Raw genomic sequence first — 16,753 nt, 5'->3', positions numbered from 1 at the left:
CCAGGAGCGAGCAAGCGGAGGCGTACATGTGGCCGGGGAACGAGCTGGAGCAGGTGCTCGGGGCGGCGCTCGGGCAGCCCGGCGCGGGGGGGCGGATCCTCGAGGTGCTCGGGCGCAGCCAGGTCTGGATCCCGCTGCCCGGCGGGGTGGGCAGCCTGGACCTGCCCACCATGGAGATCAACGGAGACGCGTACGTACCCGTGTACAGCTCCGAGGAGCAGTTCCGCGGCTGCGCCGGACCCGGTATGGACTTCGCCGTCGCCCCCGCCGTGGAGTTCGCCCGGGGCCTGCCCCCGCAGCTCGGCATCGCGATCAACCCCGAAGGGGCCGTCGGCGTGCCGCTGCCCCCGCCCGCCGTCGCGGAGCTCTGCCGGGCCGGTCGCGGCCCGCTCGACGGGCCGGCCACCGGTGGCCGGGTCCGGCTCTTCGAGCCCGACTGGCAGGAGGACCCGGTCGACTTCCTGACCGCCGCCGCCGAGGAGTTCCGCGCCACCGGAGTGGTCGCGGCCGCGTACCGCTGCCTCGCCAGCGTCGAGGCGGGGGCGCCGGAGCTGTACGTCGGTGTCCACCTGGTGGGATGGGAGCCCGGTATGCGAAATGCCCCGATGGACGCGCTGGGCCGGGCCCTGACCCGCGTCCCACCGCCCTGGCCGGTGCAGTTGATCCTGCTGGACGCCGCCGAGGACCCGGTCGTCGACTTTATTCGTGAGCGCGTACGCCCCTTCTACCTGTCGTAGGCACGCTTAAGCTGGTGGCCGACACGCGTGGACGACGGGCGGACGAAGAAACGAAGAGGGGTACCGGGTGAGTGCGTCAGGCACGGCCGCGGTCGGGCAGGTCGAGCACATGCTGCGCCAGGTGACTCCCGGGCGCTACGAGAGCTACGAGTCCCTTCTGCACGCCCTGGCCGAGGGACGGCTGTGGATGCTGCTCTGGCAGGGGCGGCCCGGCTCCCCGGACGCCCAGTACGGCGGCATGGAGGTCGAGGGCCTCGGGTACGCGCCCTGCGCGACCTCCCCGCAGGAGCTGGCCGTCAGCGGCTGGAACCGCGGGTACGAGGTGGTCACCGGCCGGGACATCGCCCGCGCCCTGTACCCCGACCGCTGGGGGCTGTGGCTCAATCCGCACGCCCAGGGCGGCGGCGTCGGCATCCCCTGGGCCGACCTGCGCCGGATCGCCACCGGCCTGGACCGGATGCCGGCCGGCCCGCTGCGGCTGTCCGAACCCGCCATCGAGCTCCCGCAGTTCTACGGGCTGCTCACGCAGCACGCGCACCGCACCCCCGCCGTGCGCTCGCTGCGCCGCGCCTGGGTGCAGCCCGCGCTGGGATCCCCGTACCTCGCCGTCGGGCTCGACCTGTACGACGCCTCCGCGCACGCGCTGGAATCCGTACGCGAGATGATGCGCCAGTCGGTCGGCGCGGTCCCCGAGGGCGTGCCCGTGTGCACGGTCGCGCTCGCGGACGAGCACGATCCGGTGGCGATGTGGCTGAGGGCGCAAACCAGGCCCTTCTACGACCGTGAGGGACAGGCGCCCGCCTACTGAGACATCGCAGCCAAGTCAGCCCGAGGCCGTACGGAACAGTCGTTCCGTGCGGCCTTTGCGTTGTCCTGATTTCGACACTGATGTACGCCCAATAGGCATGCTAGTACGCCGAGTTGGGCGCCATGTCCGATTCCGTACCGAACAGACGGTCTTGCTCCGCTGAGCTGGGAGTGAAGTCCGGATAACGGGAACTCGACCCTCAGATCACGGTTGCGCATCCATTCACCTGCGGGTCTGGCGGCTGATCGAGCGCCCGATGAAGACTCCCCACCCAAGAGCGGGGTCAGTCCTCCGAGAGCGACTCCGCCACAGGAAATCCGCGAGCAGTACCCCGCAGTACCTCGCAGTACTCGCAGTACCTGCAGTACCTGCAGCACCTCGCACTCCGAGCGCCACTCCGCACCAACGCCGCCACAGCGGCGGGCATGGGCCGGCCCACCCGTCGGCCGAGAGGGGTCCCCACCACGATGACGGCACCACTGCACGACATGAGCGCGGAGACACCCGCACCCGTGTCCGTAGCCGACGTCCCCGCCAAGGCCATCGAAGGCCGCTCGCCCGGCCGCATCGCCTGGACGCGGCTCAAGCGCGACAAGGTCGCGCTGGCCGGCGGTGTCGTCGTGCTCCTGCTGATCCTCGTCGCAGTCTTCGCGCCGCTGATCGTCTCGGTCCTCGGCCACCCGCCGGAGGAGCCGCACGAGGATCTCCTCGACCCGCTGCTCGGCCTGCCGGCCGGCCCCCGCGGCGGAATGAGCGGCGACTTCCTGCTCGGCATCGAGCCGGTCAACGGCCGCGACGTGTTCAGCCGGATCGTCTACGGCGCCCGCATCTCCCTGCTGGTCGCCTTCCTGTCCGCCGCCGTGGCGGTCGGGCTCGGCACCCTGTTCGGCGTCGTCTCCGGCTACTTCGGCGGCTGGGTCGACACGATCATCAGCCGCGTGATGGACCTGCTGCTGGCCTTCCCGCAGCTGCTCTTCATCATCGCCCTCGTCTCGGTCGTCCCCAACAGCCTCTGGGGCGTGGAGGGTTCGAACCTGCGGATGTGGGTCCTGATCCTGGTCATCGGCTTCTTCGGGTGGCCCTACATCGGCCGCATCGTCCGCGGGCAGACCCTGTCGCTGCGCGAGCGGGAGTACGTCGAGGCCGCGCGCAGCCTGGGCGCGGGACGGGCGTACATCCTCTTCCGCGAGCTGCTCCCGAACCTGGTGGCGCCGATCACCGTCTACACGACGCTGATGATCCCCACCAACGTGCTGACCGAGGCGGCGCTCAGCTTCCTGGGCGTCGGCGTCAAGCCGCCCACGCCGTCCTGGGGCGAGACCCTGTCGACGGCCGTGCGGACCTACGAGGACGATCCGCTCTTCATGATCTTCCCCGGTACGGCGATCTTCATCACCGTACTGGCCTTCAACCTCTTCGGCGACGGCGTCCGCGACGCCCTCGACCCGAAGGGCTCCCGTTAGCCGACCCCGCAGGGCATCCCGCAGGTCACCCGCAGGTCAGAACCACACGGCACACCGGACCCGGCTTCGAAACCGGAATCACAACGGAGGGTTGCGAGCATCGTGACTACCCATCGCATGTCCAAGCGCAAGCTTGCCGCCGGCACGGCGCTCGTGCTCGCGACGATGCTGGCCGCGACCGCCTGTGGCGGCAGCGACGGCGGCAAGAAGGACGAGAAGCCGTCCGCGTCGGCCGGCTTCAACGCCGCCATAGGCAAGGTCGCCAACGCCGGGACCAAGAAGGGCGGCGAGCTCAAGTTCGTCGGCACCCAGGAAGCCGACTCGTGGGACCCGCAGCGCGGTTACTACGGCTTCATGTGGGACTTCTCGCGCTACTACACCCGCCAGCTGATCAGCTTCAAGGCGGAGCCGGGCTCCAAGAGCACCGAGCTGGTCCCCGACCTGGCCACCGCGAACGCGGAGATCAGCGACGGCGGCAAGACCTACAAGTACACCCTCAAGGACAACGTGACCTGGGAGGATGGCACCCCCATCACCGCCCAGGACATCAAGTACGGCATCGAGCGCACCTGGGCCCAGGACGTCATCTCCGGCGGCCCGGTCTACCTGATGCAGGTCCTCGACCCGAAGACCGAGTACCCGGGTCCGTACAAGGACACCAGCCCGGACAAGCTCGGCCTCAAGGCGATCGAGACCCCGGACGCGAAGACCATCGTCTTCAAGCTCCCCGCGCCCAACGGCGACTTCGAGCAGATGCTGGCCATGCCGGCCGCCAGCCCGGTCAAGCAGGACAAGGACACCGCGGCCAAGTACGGTCTCAAGCCCTTCTCCAGCGGCCCGTACAAGATCGACACGTACGAGCCCAACAAGAGCATGAAGCTCTCGCGCAACGCGAACTGGAAGCCCGAGTCGGACAAGATCCGCACGGCGCTCCCGGACTCCATCTCGGTCACGTTCATGGCGAACGCCGACGACATGGACAAGCGCCTGATGAACGGCGAGTTCGACCTGGACATCAACGCGACCGGCATCGGCCAGGCGGCCCGCGCCACCGCGCTGAAGGAGCACAAGGACAACCTGGACAACGGCCAGACCGGCTTCATCCGGTACGCCGTCATGCCGCAGACCGTCGCGCCGTTCGACAACATCGAGTGCCGCAAGGCCGTCATCTACGCGGCCGACCACAAGTCCCTGCAGACCGCCCGCGGCGGCCCGCAGGCCGGTGGTGACATCGCCCCCAACATGCTGCCGCTCGGCATCAAGGGCTCCGACGCCAAGTACGACCCGTACGGCGTCCTGACGAACGACGGCAAGCCGGACACCGAGAAGGCCAAGGCCGCCCTGAAGGCCTGTGGCAAGGAGAGCGGCTTCAAGACCACCATCGCGGTCCGCAACAACAAGCCGGTCGAGGTCGCCACGGCCGTCTCCCTGCAGAACGCCCTGAAGCAGGTCGGCATCGAGGCCGACGTCGACCAGTTCGACGGCGCCCAGACCTCCGGCATCATCGGTTCGCCGAAGGTCGTCAAGGAGAAGGGCTACGGCATCATCATCATGGGCTGGGGCGCCGACTTCCCGACCGGTCAGGGCTTCTCCCAGCCGCTGGTCGACGGTCGCTTCATCCTGCAGAGCGGCAACAACAACTTCTCCGAGCTGAACGACCCGGCGATCAACGCCCTGTTCGACAAGGCCATCGCGGAGACCGACCCGGCCAAGGCCGGTGACATCTACAAGCAGATGAACCAGAAGGTCTCCGAGGCCGCGGTCTACCTGCCCTTCGTCTACGACAAGACGATCTCGTGGCGCTCCAGCCGCCTGACCAACGTCTACACCACCGACGCGTACAACGGCCGGTACGACTACGCCTCGCTCGGCGTCCAGTAGACAAACCGTCCGATTCAGTTCCAGTGCCACACCCGCTAGGCACGAAGGGCAGGTGATGGCCGCGGTGGCGGCTCGGGGACGCTCTCCAGAAGGGGGCGCCCCCGGGCCGCAGCCAGGCCGAGCGCAGTGCTTGCATATCTCATCCGGCGGATCTTCGCCGTCATCGTCATGCTGTTGGTCATCACGCTGGTGACCTTCGGAATCTTCTTCCTCTTCCCGAAGCTGATCGGGACGGACCCTGCCCTGTACTTCGTCGGCAAGCAGTCCGACCCCGCCGCCATCGAGGGCATCCGGCAGAAGATGGGTCTCGACGACCCGATCCTCGTCCAGTTCGGCAAGTTCGTCGTCGGGCTGGTGGCGGGTCGTACGTACGCCAACGGCAACGACGTCACGCAATGCGCCGCGCCCTGCTTCGGCTACTCCTTCAAGACCGAGCAGGAGGTGTGGCCGCTGCTGACCGACTGGCTGCCCGTCACCCTCTCGCTCGCCGCCGGCGCCGTCGTGCTCTGGGTGATCGGCGGTGTCGCCACCGGCATCATCTCCGCCCTCAAGCGCGGTACGGTCCTGGACCGTTCGGCGATGGGCCTGGCCCTCGCCGGCGTCTCCCTGCCGATCTACTTCACCGGCATGCTCGCCATCGCCGTCTTCTCCGACCAGCTCGGCTGGTTCGAGAGGCCGAGCAAGACCTTCGCCGAGGATCCGGGGGCGTGGTTCAACGGCATGATGCTGCCGTGGATCTCGCTCGCCTTCCTCTACGCGGCGATGTACGCGCGACTCACCCGCGCGACCATGCTCGAGGTCCTCAACGAGGACTACATCCGCACCGCGCGCGCCAAGGGGCTGACGGAACCCGTCGTCATCGGCAAGCACGCGATGCGCTCGACCATGACCCCGATCCTGACCGTCCTGGGCCTCGACCTGGGCGCCCTGGTGGGCGGTGCGGTCCTGACCGAGAGCACCTTCTCGCTGCACGGCCTCGGCTACAACGCCGTCCGCGCCATCAGCGATCACGATCTGCCGGTCATTCTCGGCATCACCCTGATCGCCGCCTTCTTCGTCGTCGCCGCCAACCTCGTCGTCGACCTCCTGTACGCGGTGATCGACCCCCGAGTGAGGCTGTCATGACCGATTCGACGACGCCCGCCGTGACGGGCGCACCGAACGAGCCCGTCGCCTCCGGCGCACCGGCCACCGCGTTCCTCGACGTACGCGACCTCAAGGTGCACTTCCCCACGGAAGACGGCCTGGTCAAGTCGGTCGACGGGCTCTCCTTCACGCTGGAGAAGGGCAAGACCCTCGGCATCGTCGGCGAGTCCGGCTCCGGCAAATCGGTGACCTCGCTGGGCATCATGGGACTGCACCGGGTGGGCCAGTACGGCCGCCAGCGGGCCCGGATCTCCGGCGAGATCTGGCTCGACGGCAAGGAACTGCTGTCCAGCCCCGAGGACGAGGTGCGCAAGCTCCGCGGCAAGGAGATCGCGATGATCTTCCAGGACCCGCTGTCGGCGATGCACCCGTACTTCACCGTCGGAAAGCAGATCGCCGAGGCCTACCGGGTCCACAACAAGGCCGACAAGAAGACCGCCCGCAAGCGGGCCGTCGACCTCCTGGACCGCGTGGGCATCCCCGAACCGCACAAGCGGGTCGACAGCTACCCGCACGAGTTCTCCGGCGGCATGCGCCAGCGCGCGATGATCGCGATGGCGCTGGTCAACAACCCCGACCTGCTCATCGCGGACGAGCCGACCACCGCCCTCGACGTCACCGTCCAGGCGCAGATCCTCGACCTGATCCGTGACCTGCAGAAGGAGTTCGGCTCCGCGGTCATCATGATCACGCACGACCTCGGCGTGGTCGCCGAGATGGCCGACGACCTCCTCGTGATGTACGGCGGCCGCTGCGTGGAGCGGGGCAGCGCCGAGAAGGTGTTCTACGAACCCCGCCACCCGTACACCTGGGGACTGCTCGGCTCCATGCCGCGCATCGACCGGGACCAGACCGAGCGCCTCATCCCGGTCAAGGGCTCGCCGCCCAGCCTCATCAACATCCCGAGCGGCTGCGCCTTCAACCCCCGGTGCCCCTACGCCGACCTGCCCAAGGACGACGTCACGCGCACCGTGCGGCCCGAACTGGCCCTGGTCGACCGATCGGCGGAGGGCGCCGGCCGCCACTGGGCCGCCTGTCACCTCTCCCCGGAGCAGCGGGACCGGATCTGGACCGAAGAGATTGCGCCGAAGCTGTGACCGAAATGGCTGTGCCCAACAACGACGTGCCCAACAACGACGTGCCCAACAACGACGTGCCCGACAACGACGTGCCCGACAACGCCGAGACGTCGGAATCCACCGGCGTCGTGCTCCCCGCACAGGCGGTGGACTCCCCGGAGCCGCTGCTGAGGGTGACCGGACTGGTCAAGCACTTCCCCATCTCCAAGGGGCTGCTGCGCCGCCAGGCCGGGGCCGTGAAGGCCGTCGACGGCATCGACTTCGACGTCCGGCGCGGTGAGACCCTCGGCATCGTCGGCGAGTCCGGCTGCGGCAAGTCCACGATGGGCCGGCTGCTCATGCGGCTGCTCGAACCGACCAGCGGGAAGATCGAGTTCGAGGGCAAGGACATCACGCACCTGAGCGTCGCGGGCATGCGCCCGCTCCGCCGTGACGTGCAGATGATCTTCCAGGACCCGTACGGCTCGCTGAACCCGCGGCACACGGTGGGCACCATCGTCGGCGCCCCCTTCAAGCTCCAGGGCGTCCAGCCCGAAGGCGGCCTGAAGGCGGAGGTGCAGCGCCTCCTCTCCCTGGTGGGCCTCAACCCGGAGCACTACAACCGCTACCCGCACGAGTTCTCCGGCGGCCAGCGCCAGCGCATCGGCATCGCGCGCGCCCTGGCCCTGAAGCCGAAGCTGGTCGTGGCCGACGAGCCGGTCTCGGCCCTCGACGTCTCGATCCAGGCCCAGGTGGTCAACCTGCTGGACGACCTCCAGGAGGAGCTCGGCCTCACGTACGTGATCATCGCGCACGACCTGTCGGTCATCCGGCACGTGTCGGACCGCATCGCCGTCATGTACCTCGGCAAGATCGTCGAGCTGGCCGACAACAAGTCGCTCTACACGGCCCCGATGCACCCGTACACCACGGCCCTGATGTCGGCGGTGCCGGTGCCGGACCCGCGGCGGCGCGGGGTCAAGAGCGGCCGCATCCTGCTCAAGGGCGACGTCCCTTCGCCGATCTCCCCTCCCTCCGGCTGCCGGTTCCACACCCGGTGCTGGAAGGCGACCCAGATCTGCACGACACAGGAGCCCCCGCTGGTCGCCCTGAAGACCGGCCACCAGGTGGCCTGCCACCACCCGGAAAACGCCCCGGACCAGGCCCCGGGCGACCCGTCCCTCCCGGGCACGGACGCGGCAACCACAACCCCGACACCCTGACCCCGTGCCCGGCGGGGCCACGACCCCGCCGGGCAAAGATCAGCCCCGCCGGCGATTGAGGCGCGGGGGTTCGGGGGCGGAGCCCCCGGCAACGGCGCCGCACCCGGCCCTGATCCGCCCCCACAGGGGTGTCGCCGCGGGCCGGCCCGGGGCCCGGCAACACCCCGGGCGGGGGCCCGAGCCCCACCCGTACCAGCCCGCCGCCAGGCGACCGGCAGAATGACCCCGTGCTCCACGACCTCTTCCCGCCCGGAATCCAGCACGCCCTGGACCTCGCGGGCATCTTCGTCTTCGCCACGGCCGGCGCCCTCCTCGCCGTACGCAAGAACTTCGACGTCTTCGGCATCGCCGTCCTCGCGCTGGTCACCGCCCTCGGCGGCGGCCTCTTCCGCGACCTGGTCATCGGTGCCACCCCCGCCGCGGCCTTCGGCGACCTCGGCTTCTTCGTCACGCCCCTGATCGCCGCCGCGCTCGTCTTCTTCCTGCACCCCGAGGTCCAGCGCATCAACCGCGCCATCAACGTCTTCGACGCGGCCGGCCTCGGGCTGTTCTGCGTGACGGGCACGACCAAGGCGTACGAGTACGGCCTCGGCCTCACCGCGTCCGCCGCGCTCGGCCTGGCGACGGCCGTCGGCGGCGGCGTCCTGCGCGACGTGCTCGTCAACGAGGTGCCGTCGCTGCTGCGCGACCGGGAGATGTACGCCGTGCCGGCCGTCATCGGCGCCTCGATGGTGGCGCTCTTCATCAGCTTCGATGCCCTGAACGGCCTCACCACCGGCCTGGCGATCATCACCACCTTCGTGCTGCGGCTCCTGGCGATCCGCTACCACTGGCGGGCCCCGCTCGCGTGGAACCGCCGCTCGTCGGTGGCGGAGGAGCCCTAGCAGAAAAAGCTACCGCTTAGTAGGTAGCCGGTGTACCGTCGTTCCATGTCACACGCAGCTGCCAAGGCCTCCATCGGCGACAGCGAGTTCGACCGCGACACCGCCATCAGCGCCCGCGCGGGCGAGCCCGGGGTGTACGACGCGAACCTCTCCGCCGGGTGGACGATCATCACCGCCGTCAACGGCGGCTACCTGCTGGCCCTCGTGGGCCGCGCCCTGTCGGCGGCCCTGCCGCACCCGGATCCCTTCACGGTCTCCGCGCACTACCTGACCTCCTCCGTGCCCGGCCCCGCCGTGATCCGCACCGAGGTCGTCCGCGTCGGCCGCACGCTCTCCACCGGCCAGGCCTCGCTCTTCCAGTACGACGAGAACGGCGCCGAGATCGAGCGGATCCGCGTCCTGGCCTCGTACGGGGAGCTCGCGGCGCTCCCGGACGCCGTCCACACCACGGCCCTCCCGCCCGTCATCCCCGCCTACGAGGACTGCCTCGGCCCCGAGGCCGGCCCGGCCCCGATCCCCGGCAGCTCGGCGATCGTCGACCGGCTCCGGCTGCGACTGGACCCGGCGACGGCCGGCTGGGCGGTCGGGCAGCCGTCGCGCAAGGGCGAGATGCGGTCCTGGTTCGAGCTCGCCGACGGGCGCGACGCGGACCCCTTCTCCCTCCTCCTCGCGGTGGACGCGCTCCCGCCGACCTCCTTCGACCTCGGCCTGCTCGGCTGGACCCCGACGGTGGAACTCACCACCCACATCCGCCACCGTCCGGCTCCCGGCCCGCTCCGGGTCTCGATCACCACCCGGAACCTGGCGGGGGGCTTCCTGGAGGAGGACGCGGAGGTCTGGGACTCGGCGGACCGCCTGGTGGCCCAGTCCCGCCAGCTGGCTCGCGCCCCGCGCGCGACTTCCTCGTAACGCGCCGCTCGACCCTGGCGCGCCTCCCGGGCTTCGAACCGCTCCGCCCGACTCCGCCCGCCGATCCTGCTCACACTCGCGCCCCCACCGCCCCACCCCGATGCCCGGGCGCGGCCCCGGCCGTCCTGGCGCGGGGCCCGATGCGCGGGTGTGGCCGCAGCCGTCCTGGCACGGGGTCCGAAGCCCGAGCGCGGCTCCGGCCGTCCTGGCACGGGGTCCGAAGCCCGGGCGCGGCTCCGGCCGTCCTGGCACGGGGCCCGATGCCCGGGCGCGGCTCCGGCTGTGCCGGTGCGAGGTCCGTTGGCGGGTGCGGCTGGTCTGCCCTGCGGGGCGGAGTTCCCCTACCCGCCCTTCGCCCGTTCCCCGGGCGCTGCCCGGACCCGGTCCTCAAACGCCGGACGGGCTGGAGGGTCGCCTCAAACGCCGGCGGGGCTGGAAAATCCAGCCCCGCCGGCGTTTGAGGCGCGGGGGTGCGGGGGCTGGCCCCCGGAGCGGTGCCGCACATGGCATCGGGTCCGGGGCGGAGCTCCGGGGAACGGGCGAAGGGCGGATAGGGGATGAAGCCCCGCGCAGCGCGACGTCCGCAGCCTGCGCCCGGGCCCGGCGCGGGGCCGAGGGTCCCGCCCGGGACCCGGATCGGCCGGCGCCGGTACGGACGCATCGGGAGCGCGGTTCCACTCGGATCGGCCGGCGTCGGTACGGGCGCACGGGGAGCGGGGTTCCGCGCGGATCGGGCGGTGCCGATGCGGGTGCACCGGGAGCGGGGTTCCACGCGGATCGGGCGGCGTCGGTACGGGCGCATCGGGAGCGGGGTTCCACCCGGATCGGCGGTGCCGGTGCGGGTGCACCGGCAGCACGATTCCACTCCGATCGGCCGGTACCGGCCGCGGGGCCCCGCCCGGATCGGCCCGGGGCGGTGGGGTCCGGGTTCCCTCGGCGGGGCGTAAGGCGGCGGCGGGGGGATCGGCGGCACGGGGGACTCGTAGAATCGGGGGATCATGGCCTACCTCGACCACGCCGCCACCACTCCGATGCTCCCGGAGGCCGCTGCGGCGATGACCGCGCAGTTCGCCGTCACCGGCAACGCCTCCTCCCTGCATGCCGCCGGCCGCCGCGCCCGCCGCACCGTCGAGGAGGCCCGCGAGGCCCTCGCCGACGCCCTCGGGGCCCGTCCGAGCGAGGTGGTCTTCACCGCCGGTGGCACGGAGGCCGACAACCTCGCCGTCAAGGGGCTCTACTGGGCCCGCCGCGACGCCGATCCCGCCCGGACCCGCGTCCTCGCGAGCCCCGTCGAGCACCACGCCGTCCTCGACGCCGTGCACTGGCTCGCCGAGCACGAGGGCGCCCAGGTCGAGTACCTCCCCGTGGACGCCTACGGCCGTGTGCACCCGGAGGCCTTCCGCGAGGCGATCGAGCGCAACCCCGACGACGTCGCCCTCGCCACCGTCATGTGGGCCAACAACGAGATCGGCACCGTCATGCCGATCGCCGAACTGGCCGCCATCGCCCGCGAGTCCGGCATCCCGCTGCACTCCGACGCCGTCCAGGCCTTCGGCCAGCTCGACGTCCGCTTCGGCGACAGCGGCCTCGCCGCCATGACCGTCAGCGGCCACAAGGTCGGCGGACCGTACGGGATCGGCGCGCTGCTGCTCGGCCGCGACCAGACCCCCGTACCCGTCCTGCACGGCGGCGGCCAGGAGCGGCACGTCCGCTCGGGCACCCTCGACGTCCCGGCCATCGCCGCCTTCGCGGTGGCCGCCGTACTCGCCGCCGAGCGGCGCGAACGGTTCGCCACCGAGATCGGCGCCCTGCGCGACGCACTCGTCACTGCCGTGCTCCGCGAGGTCCCCGACGCGGTCCTGGGCGGCGACCCCGCCGGCCGGCTTCCCGCCAACGCCCACTTCAGCTTCCCCGGCTGCGAGGGGGACTCCCTGCTGCTCCTGCTCGACGCCCAGGGCATCGAGTGCTCCACCGGCTCCGCCTGCACGGCGGGCGTGGCGCAGCCCAGCCATGTCCTGCTGGCCACCGGCACCGACCCGCGCCTGGCCCGGGGCACCCTGCGCTTCTCCCTCGGCCACACCTCCACGAAGGCCGATGTGGAAGCGGTCGCCGCCGCCATCGGGCCCGCCGTGGCCCGGGCCCGTACGGCCGGACTCAGCTAGCGGCCCGGGCCAGCTCTTCGCCGATCATGCGGATGTACCGGCTCCAGTCCCAGTGGGGCCCGGGGTCCGTGTGGTCGGCGCCCGGCACCTCGGAGTGCCCGAGGACGTGTTTGCGGTCGGCGGGTATGCCGTACCTCCGGCAGATGTCGGCGGCGAGCCGCGCCGAAGCCCCGTACATCGCGTCCGTGAAGTCCTGCGGCCGGTCCACGAACCCGACGTGCTCGATGCCGACGCTGCGCTCGTTCATCGAGCGGCTGCCCGAGTGGAAGGCGACGTCGAGCTCGCGCACCATCTGCTCCACGTGGCCGTCCTGGCCGACTATGTAGTGCGCCGAAGCCCTGTGGAAGGGGTTCCTGAAGGCGTCCACCGACGATTCGAAGCTGCCCTGTGTGACATGGACGACGATCCGGTCCACCCGGTAGTCGGCGGGCCGGTCCGCCAGCCGCCAGTTCGCCGGAGAGGCGGCCGTCCACGTCGCCCCCGCGTGGTCCAGCGCACCCTCCTGCCGCGGCTTGGACACCCCCGGCAGCAGCCACCAGGCCCGCCCGAGCTCGTCGCGCCCGGCGACCGCCGCCACCGCGAAGACCCCCAGCCCGCCGAACAGCACCGCCCTGCGGGTCCGCCGCGGCCGCCCGGCGCCCGTACCGCCCTTGCCGCCCGAGCTGCCCGTACCGCCCCTGCCGCCCTTGCCACCCGAGCCGCCCGACCTGCCCGTACCGCCCTTGTCGCCCTTGCTCCCCATGGTGATCCACCCCCTGCACCCGACAACGCGCTGTGACCCGGCGCGGTTCCCCCGTACTCTGGACGGTGCTATGACTGAGAACCTGCCGAGCGGTCCCCGCCCCCTTCGCGTCCTGGCCGCCATGTCCGGCGGCGTGGACTCCGCCGTCGCCGCCGCCCGCGCGGTCGCGGCCGGACACGACGTGACCGGTGTCCACCTCGCCCTCTCCGCGAACCCGCAGTCCTTCCGGACCGGTGCCCGCGGCTGCTGCACGATCGAGGACTCCCGCGACGCCCGTCGCGCCGCCGACGTCATCGGCATCCCCTTCTACGTCTGGGACCTCGCCGAGCGCTTCCGCGAGGACGTCGTCGAGGACTTCATCGCCGAGTACGAGGCCGGGCGCACCCCGAACCCGTGCCTGCGCTGCAACGAGAAGATCAAGTTCGCGGCGCTGCTCGACAAGGCCCTTGCCCTCGGCTTCGACGCCGTGTGCACCGGCCACTACGCCACCGTCGTGCTGAACGAGGACGGCTCCCGCGAGCTGCACCGCGCCTCGGACATGGCCAAGGACCAGTCCTACGTCCTCGGCGTCCTCGACGAGAAGCAGCTCGCCCACGCGCTCTTCCCGCTCGGTGACACCCTCACCACCAAGGAAGAGATCCGCGCCGAGGCCGAAGAGCGCGGCCTGGCCGTCGCGAAGAAGCCCGACAGCCACGACATCTGCTTCATCGCCGACGGGGACACCCAGGGCTTCCTCGCGAACCGCCTGGGCAAGGCCGAGGGCGACATCGTCGACGAGGCCACCGGTGAGAAGGTCGGCACCCACGAGGGCGCCTTCGGCTTCACCATCGGCCAGCGCAAGGGCCTGCGGATCGGCCACCCGGCCCCCGACGGCAAGCCGCGCTACGTCCTCGACATCTCCCCGGTGAACAACACCGTCACCGTCGGCCCCGTCGAGGCCCTCGACGTCACCGCCCTCACCGCGATCCGCCCCCGCTGGTGCGGCTCCACCGCCGCCGCCCCGGGGACGTACACCGCACAGCTGCGCGCCCACGGCGGCGAGACCGAGGTCTTCGCCGAGCTGGTGGAGGGCGAGCTCAGCGTCCGCTTCACCGAGGCGGTCCGCGGCGTCGCCCCCGGCCAGGCGATCGTCCTCTACGACGGCACCCGCGTGGTCGGCTCCGCCACGATCGCGACGACCACCCGGGCTGCGGCAGCCGCGGTCTGAGCCGGGGCTCAGGCCACCGTCAGCACGATCTTGCCGGTGGTGCGCCCGCGCTCGCCGATCTCGTGGGCCTTCGCCGCCTCGGCGAGCGGCAGCACCGTGTCGACGACCGGCCGCAGCCGGCCGTCCGCCACCAGTGCGGCCACGGCCTTGAGGCCCGCGTAGTCCGGCTCCACCAGCGTCCAGCCGGTGTGCACCCCGGGCGCCTCGGCCGGTACGTCGTCCGGGCTCGGCAGCGTCACCAGGTGCCCGCCGGGCTTGAGGACGGCCAGCGAGCGCTGCCCGTAGTCCCCGCCGACGGAGTCCAGCACGATGTCCACGTCCGCGCCGACCGCCTCGGCGAAGTCCGCGGAGCGGTAGTCGATCAGCTCGTCGGCGCCCAGCGAGCGCAGCAGCTCGTGCTTGCCGGCGCTGGCGGTGCCGATCACGTACGCCCCGTACGCCTTGGCGATCTGCACCGCGAGGTGGCCCACGCCGCCCGCCGCCGCGTGGATCAGCACCCGCTGCCCGGCGGTGAGCCCCGCCGTGTCGAGCAGCGCCTGGTAGGCGGTCAGGGCCGCCAGCGGCAGCGCGGCCGCGCCGGTGTGGTCGATGTTCGCGGGCTTGCGGACGAAGTGCCGGGCCGGGGCCGTCACGTACTCGGCGTACGCGCTCGCCTGGTGCGGGAAGCGCGGCATGCCGAAGACCTCGTCGCCCGGCTGGAACAGGGTCACCCCCGGGCCGGCCGCCTCGACCGTGCCGGACACGTCCCAGCCGACGGCCGGGACGGGGCCCCAGGAGATCAGGCCGCCGGTGGCGCGGGTCTTCCAGTCGACCGGGTTCACGCCCGCCGCGTGCACCCGCACCAGGATCTCGCCGGGGCCCGGCTCCGGCCGGTCCAGCTCGGTCTCGGTGAGTACTTCCGGTCCGCCCCACTGGCTGACGACGACGGCACGCATGGATGTCTCCTCTGATCGATTTCCTGCCGCTTCGCAGGAGTCTGTGCAGGTCCCGGCGGATTCCTCCGCTCGGTGCCCTCAGCCTGACGTCCCGTGCCCCCGCGTGGAACTGGCCGTACGGCCACTATGTGACAGAATCTGGCCATGACCCCTGTGCACCGCATCGCCGTACTCGCCCTCGAAGGGGTTCCCCCGTTCGAGCTCGGCATCCCCTCCCGGGTCTTCGGAAACGCCTTCGACGAGGCCGGGAAGCCGCTCTACGAAGTGACCGTCTGCACCGCCGACGGCGCGCCCGTGACCAGCGACGCCGGCTTCACCATCGGGGTCCGGGCCGGCGCCGAGGCGCTGGCCGCCGCCGACACGGTGGTCGTCCCGCCCACCCACGCCATGGACGGGCTGATGCGCGGCGCCCCGCTGCCGCCGGAGCTCAGGGACGCCCTGGCCGGGATCCGCCCCGGCACCCGCATCGTCTCCATCTGCACCGGCTCCACCGTCCTCGCCGCCGCCGGGATGCTCGACGGGCGGCGCGCGACCACGCACTGGGTGCACGCGCCCGAGTTCCAGCGGGCCTTCCCGCTCGTCAAGCTCGACGAGGAGGTGCTCTTCGTCGACGACGGGGACATCCTCACCTCGGCGGGCGTCGCGGCCGGGGTCGACCTCTGCCTGTACCTGATCCGCGGCGACCACGGCACGGCCGTGGCGAACCGGGCCGCGCGGCTGTGCGTGGTACCGCCGTGGCGCGACGGGGGACAGGCCCAGTACATCGACCGGCCCGTCCCGGAACCCACGCTCGCCACCACCACCGCCACCCGCGCCTGGGCCCTGGAGCGGCTCGCCGAGCCGATCGCGCTCGCCGAGCTCGCCGCCCACGCGCGGATGAGCCTGCGCACCTTCACCCGGCGGTTCCGCGACGAGGTGGGCATGACCCCGGTGCAGTGGCTCACCGGCCAACGCCTCGAAGTGGCCCGCCACTTGCTGGAGTCCAGCGACCTGCCCGTCGACCTGGTCGCCCACCGCTCGGGCTTCGGCTCCGCCAACTCGCTGCGCCAGCACATGCGGACGGCACTGGGCGTCTCCCCGATCGCCTACCGCCGCACCTTCCAGCCCGACGCGGCGGCGGCGCGGCCCTGACCCGTGACGGTCCGTGACGGTCCGTGGCGGCCCCGGAGGTTGTGACCGGCAGACAGTACGGCCCAGGTCGAACCGAAGGCCGAGAGTTCCGGAACCTGCGCATTCGTCATCATCGAGTACCGCTAGCCGCGGCATCGGTGCGCGCCGACTGCGATCGTGCACAGCATGCTGTCGCTGAAAATGAACGACGCCGCGGTTCGGGCGCTCGGAGTACTTGCCGGGCCGGCCGCCCTGACACCACCCGGGGCTCGAATCGGGATTCGTCGAACACATCCAGGTCGAGCTTGAGCCGAACCCACTCGACGGCCATGAAGGGCACCCCCAGGATCACCGGGCATGCTCAAAGGTGGGTATCGGCCAGGGGGTTTCGCCGGATGGCAGGATGTCTGCTCCCAGCTGGGAACACTCGGCCCGGTGAACCTCCCGTACCGAGCCTGCGTCTTCTCGTTCGATCGTCCCTACACGCG

At 71.4% G+C, this 16,753-nt stretch carries 14 protein-coding genes; 12 read left to right on the top strand and 2 right to left on the bottom strand.

Annotated elements, in window-relative coordinates; translation table 11 throughout:
- Positions 1-26: 26 nt before the first annotated feature.
- The 10 genes from OG904_RS07510 (at position 27) to OG904_RS07465 (ending at position 12,271) form a co-directional block, all read left to right on the top strand.
- On the top strand, positions 27-737 hold the full coding sequence (locus OG904_RS07510; protein WP_405488609.1) for an enhanced serine sensitivity protein SseB: 711 nt from the start codon (positions 27-29) through the stop codon (positions 735-737).
- A 67-nt stretch (positions 738-804) separates the two neighbouring features.
- Complete coding sequence (locus tag OG904_RS07505) at positions 805-1,545, top strand: enhanced serine sensitivity protein SseB C-terminal domain-containing protein (protein WP_405488607.1); 741 nt, start codon at positions 805-807, stop codon at positions 1,543-1,545.
- Positions 1,546-2,012: 467 nt separating this feature from the next.
- A complete protein-coding gene (locus tag OG904_RS07500; RefSeq protein WP_405488605.1) occupies positions 2,013-3,008 on the top strand; it encodes an ABC transporter permease in 996 nt (331 codons plus the stop codon).
- 117 nt (positions 3,009-3,125) lie between these two features.
- Positions 3,126-4,889, top strand: a complete 1,764-nt coding sequence (locus OG904_RS07495; protein ID WP_405488603.1) for an ABC transporter substrate-binding protein — start codon at positions 3,126-3,128, stop codon at positions 4,887-4,889.
- A gap of 126 nt (positions 4,890-5,015) precedes the next feature.
- Positions 5,016-6,014, top strand: coding sequence for an ABC transporter permease (locus OG904_RS07490; RefSeq protein ID WP_328300926.1), 999 nt, complete (start codon positions 5,016-5,018; stop codon positions 6,012-6,014).
- Entirely contained in the window at positions 6,011-7,132 is a 1,122-nt protein-coding gene (locus OG904_RS07485) for an ABC transporter ATP-binding protein (protein ID WP_405488601.1), read from the top strand. The genes OG904_RS07490 and OG904_RS07485 overlap by 4 nt, the downstream gene beginning before the upstream one ends.
- A 5-nt stretch (positions 7,133-7,137) precedes the next feature.
- Complete coding sequence (locus OG904_RS07480) at positions 7,138-8,316, top strand: ABC transporter ATP-binding protein (protein WP_405488599.1); 1,179 nt, start codon at positions 7,138-7,140, stop codon at positions 8,314-8,316.
- A 227-nt stretch (positions 8,317-8,543) separates the two neighbouring features.
- Positions 8,544-9,200, top strand: coding sequence for a trimeric intracellular cation channel family protein (locus tag OG904_RS07475; protein ID WP_405488597.1), 657 nt, complete (start codon positions 8,544-8,546; stop codon positions 9,198-9,200).
- 45 nt (positions 9,201-9,245) lie between these two features.
- Positions 9,246-10,109, top strand: coding sequence for a thioesterase family protein (locus OG904_RS07470; RefSeq protein WP_405488595.1), 864 nt, complete (start codon positions 9,246-9,248; stop codon positions 10,107-10,109).
- 998 nt (positions 10,110-11,107) lie between these two features.
- Positions 11,108-12,271 (top strand): cysteine desulfurase family protein, encoded by a 1,164-nt coding sequence (locus OG904_RS07465; RefSeq protein ID WP_405488593.1) that lies wholly within the window; start codon positions 11,108-11,110, stop codon positions 12,269-12,271.
- On the opposite strand, the gene OG904_RS07460 is transcribed toward OG904_RS07465, so the two are convergent.
- The gene (locus tag OG904_RS07460) at positions 12,264-13,013 is read right to left on the bottom strand and encodes an N-acetylmuramoyl-L-alanine amidase (RefSeq protein ID WP_405488591.1); all 750 of its coding nucleotides are present in this window, start codon (positions 13,011-13,013) and stop codon (positions 12,264-12,266) included. The genes OG904_RS07465 and OG904_RS07460 overlap by 8 nt on opposite strands.
- 70 nt (positions 13,014-13,083) lie before the next feature.
- Here OG904_RS07460 and mnmA point away from each other — a divergent pair, with 70 nt between their 5' ends.
- Positions 13,084-14,220 carry a tRNA 2-thiouridine(34) synthase MnmA gene (gene mnmA, locus OG904_RS07455; protein WP_405488589.1) on the top strand — a complete coding sequence of 379 codons (1,137 nt, stop codon included), beginning with the start codon at positions 13,084-13,086 and terminating at the stop codon, positions 14,218-14,220.
- 8 nt (positions 14,221-14,228) lie between these two features.
- Here the strand turns inward: mnmA and OG904_RS07450 are convergent, their stop codons facing one another.
- The gene (locus OG904_RS07450) at positions 14,229-15,155 is read right to left on the bottom strand and encodes an NADP-dependent oxidoreductase (RefSeq protein WP_405488587.1); all 927 of its coding nucleotides are present in this window, start codon (positions 15,153-15,155) and stop codon (positions 14,229-14,231) included.
- A 144-nt stretch (positions 15,156-15,299) separates the two neighbouring features.
- Here OG904_RS07450 and OG904_RS07445 point away from each other — a divergent pair, with 144 nt between their 5' ends.
- Positions 15,300-16,286, top strand: a complete 987-nt coding sequence (locus OG904_RS07445) for a GlxA family transcriptional regulator (protein ID WP_405488585.1) — start codon at positions 15,300-15,302, stop codon at positions 16,284-16,286.
- Positions 16,287-16,753 lie beyond the last annotated feature (467 nt).

The organism is Streptomyces sp. NBC_00096, assembly GCF_045041305.1.
Lineage (GTDB): Bacteria > Actinomycetota > Actinomycetes > Streptomycetales > Streptomycetaceae > Streptomyces.
The sequence above is the reverse complement of the archived record's forward strand: the minus strand, read 5'-3'. Positions and strand labels throughout refer to the sequence as shown.

Excerpts from the sequence above, each read along its gene's own strand:
- OG904_RS07510 (WP_405488609.1), top strand. The coding sequence starts at position 27 with ATGTGGCCGGGGAACGAGCTGGAGCAGGTGCTCGGGGCGGCGCTCGGG.
- OG904_RS07500 (WP_405488605.1), top strand. The coding sequence starts at position 2,013 with ATGACGGCACCACTGCACGACATGAGCGCGGAGACACCCGCACCCGTG.
- OG904_RS07495 (WP_405488603.1), top strand. The coding sequence starts at position 3,126 with ATGTCCAAGCGCAAGCTTGCCGCCGGCACGGCGCTCGTGCTCGCGACG.
- OG904_RS07485 (WP_405488601.1), top strand. The coding sequence starts at position 6,011 with ATGACCGATTCGACGACGCCCGCCGTGACGGGCGCACCGAACGAGCCC.
- OG904_RS07480 (WP_405488599.1), top strand. The coding sequence starts at position 7,138 with ATGGCTGTGCCCAACAACGACGTGCCCAACAACGACGTGCCCAACAAC.
- OG904_RS07470 (WP_405488595.1), top strand. The coding sequence starts at position 9,246 with ATGTCACACGCAGCTGCCAAGGCCTCCATCGGCGACAGCGAGTTCGAC.
- OG904_RS07465 (WP_405488593.1), top strand. The coding sequence starts at position 11,108 with ATGGCCTACCTCGACCACGCCGCCACCACTCCGATGCTCCCGGAGGCC.
- OG904_RS07460 (WP_405488591.1), bottom strand. The coding sequence starts at position 13,013 with ATGGGGAGCAAGGGCGACAAGGGCGGTACGGGCAGGTCGGGCGGCTCG.
- mnmA (WP_405488589.1), top strand. The coding sequence starts at position 13,084 with ATGACTGAGAACCTGCCGAGCGGTCCCCGCCCCCTTCGCGTCCTGGCC.
- OG904_RS07450 (WP_405488587.1), bottom strand. The coding sequence starts at position 15,155 with ATGCGTGCCGTCGTCGTCAGCCAGTGGGGCGGACCGGAAGTACTCACC.
- OG904_RS07445 (WP_405488585.1), top strand. The coding sequence starts at position 15,300 with ATGACCCCTGTGCACCGCATCGCCGTACTCGCCCTCGAAGGGGTTCCC.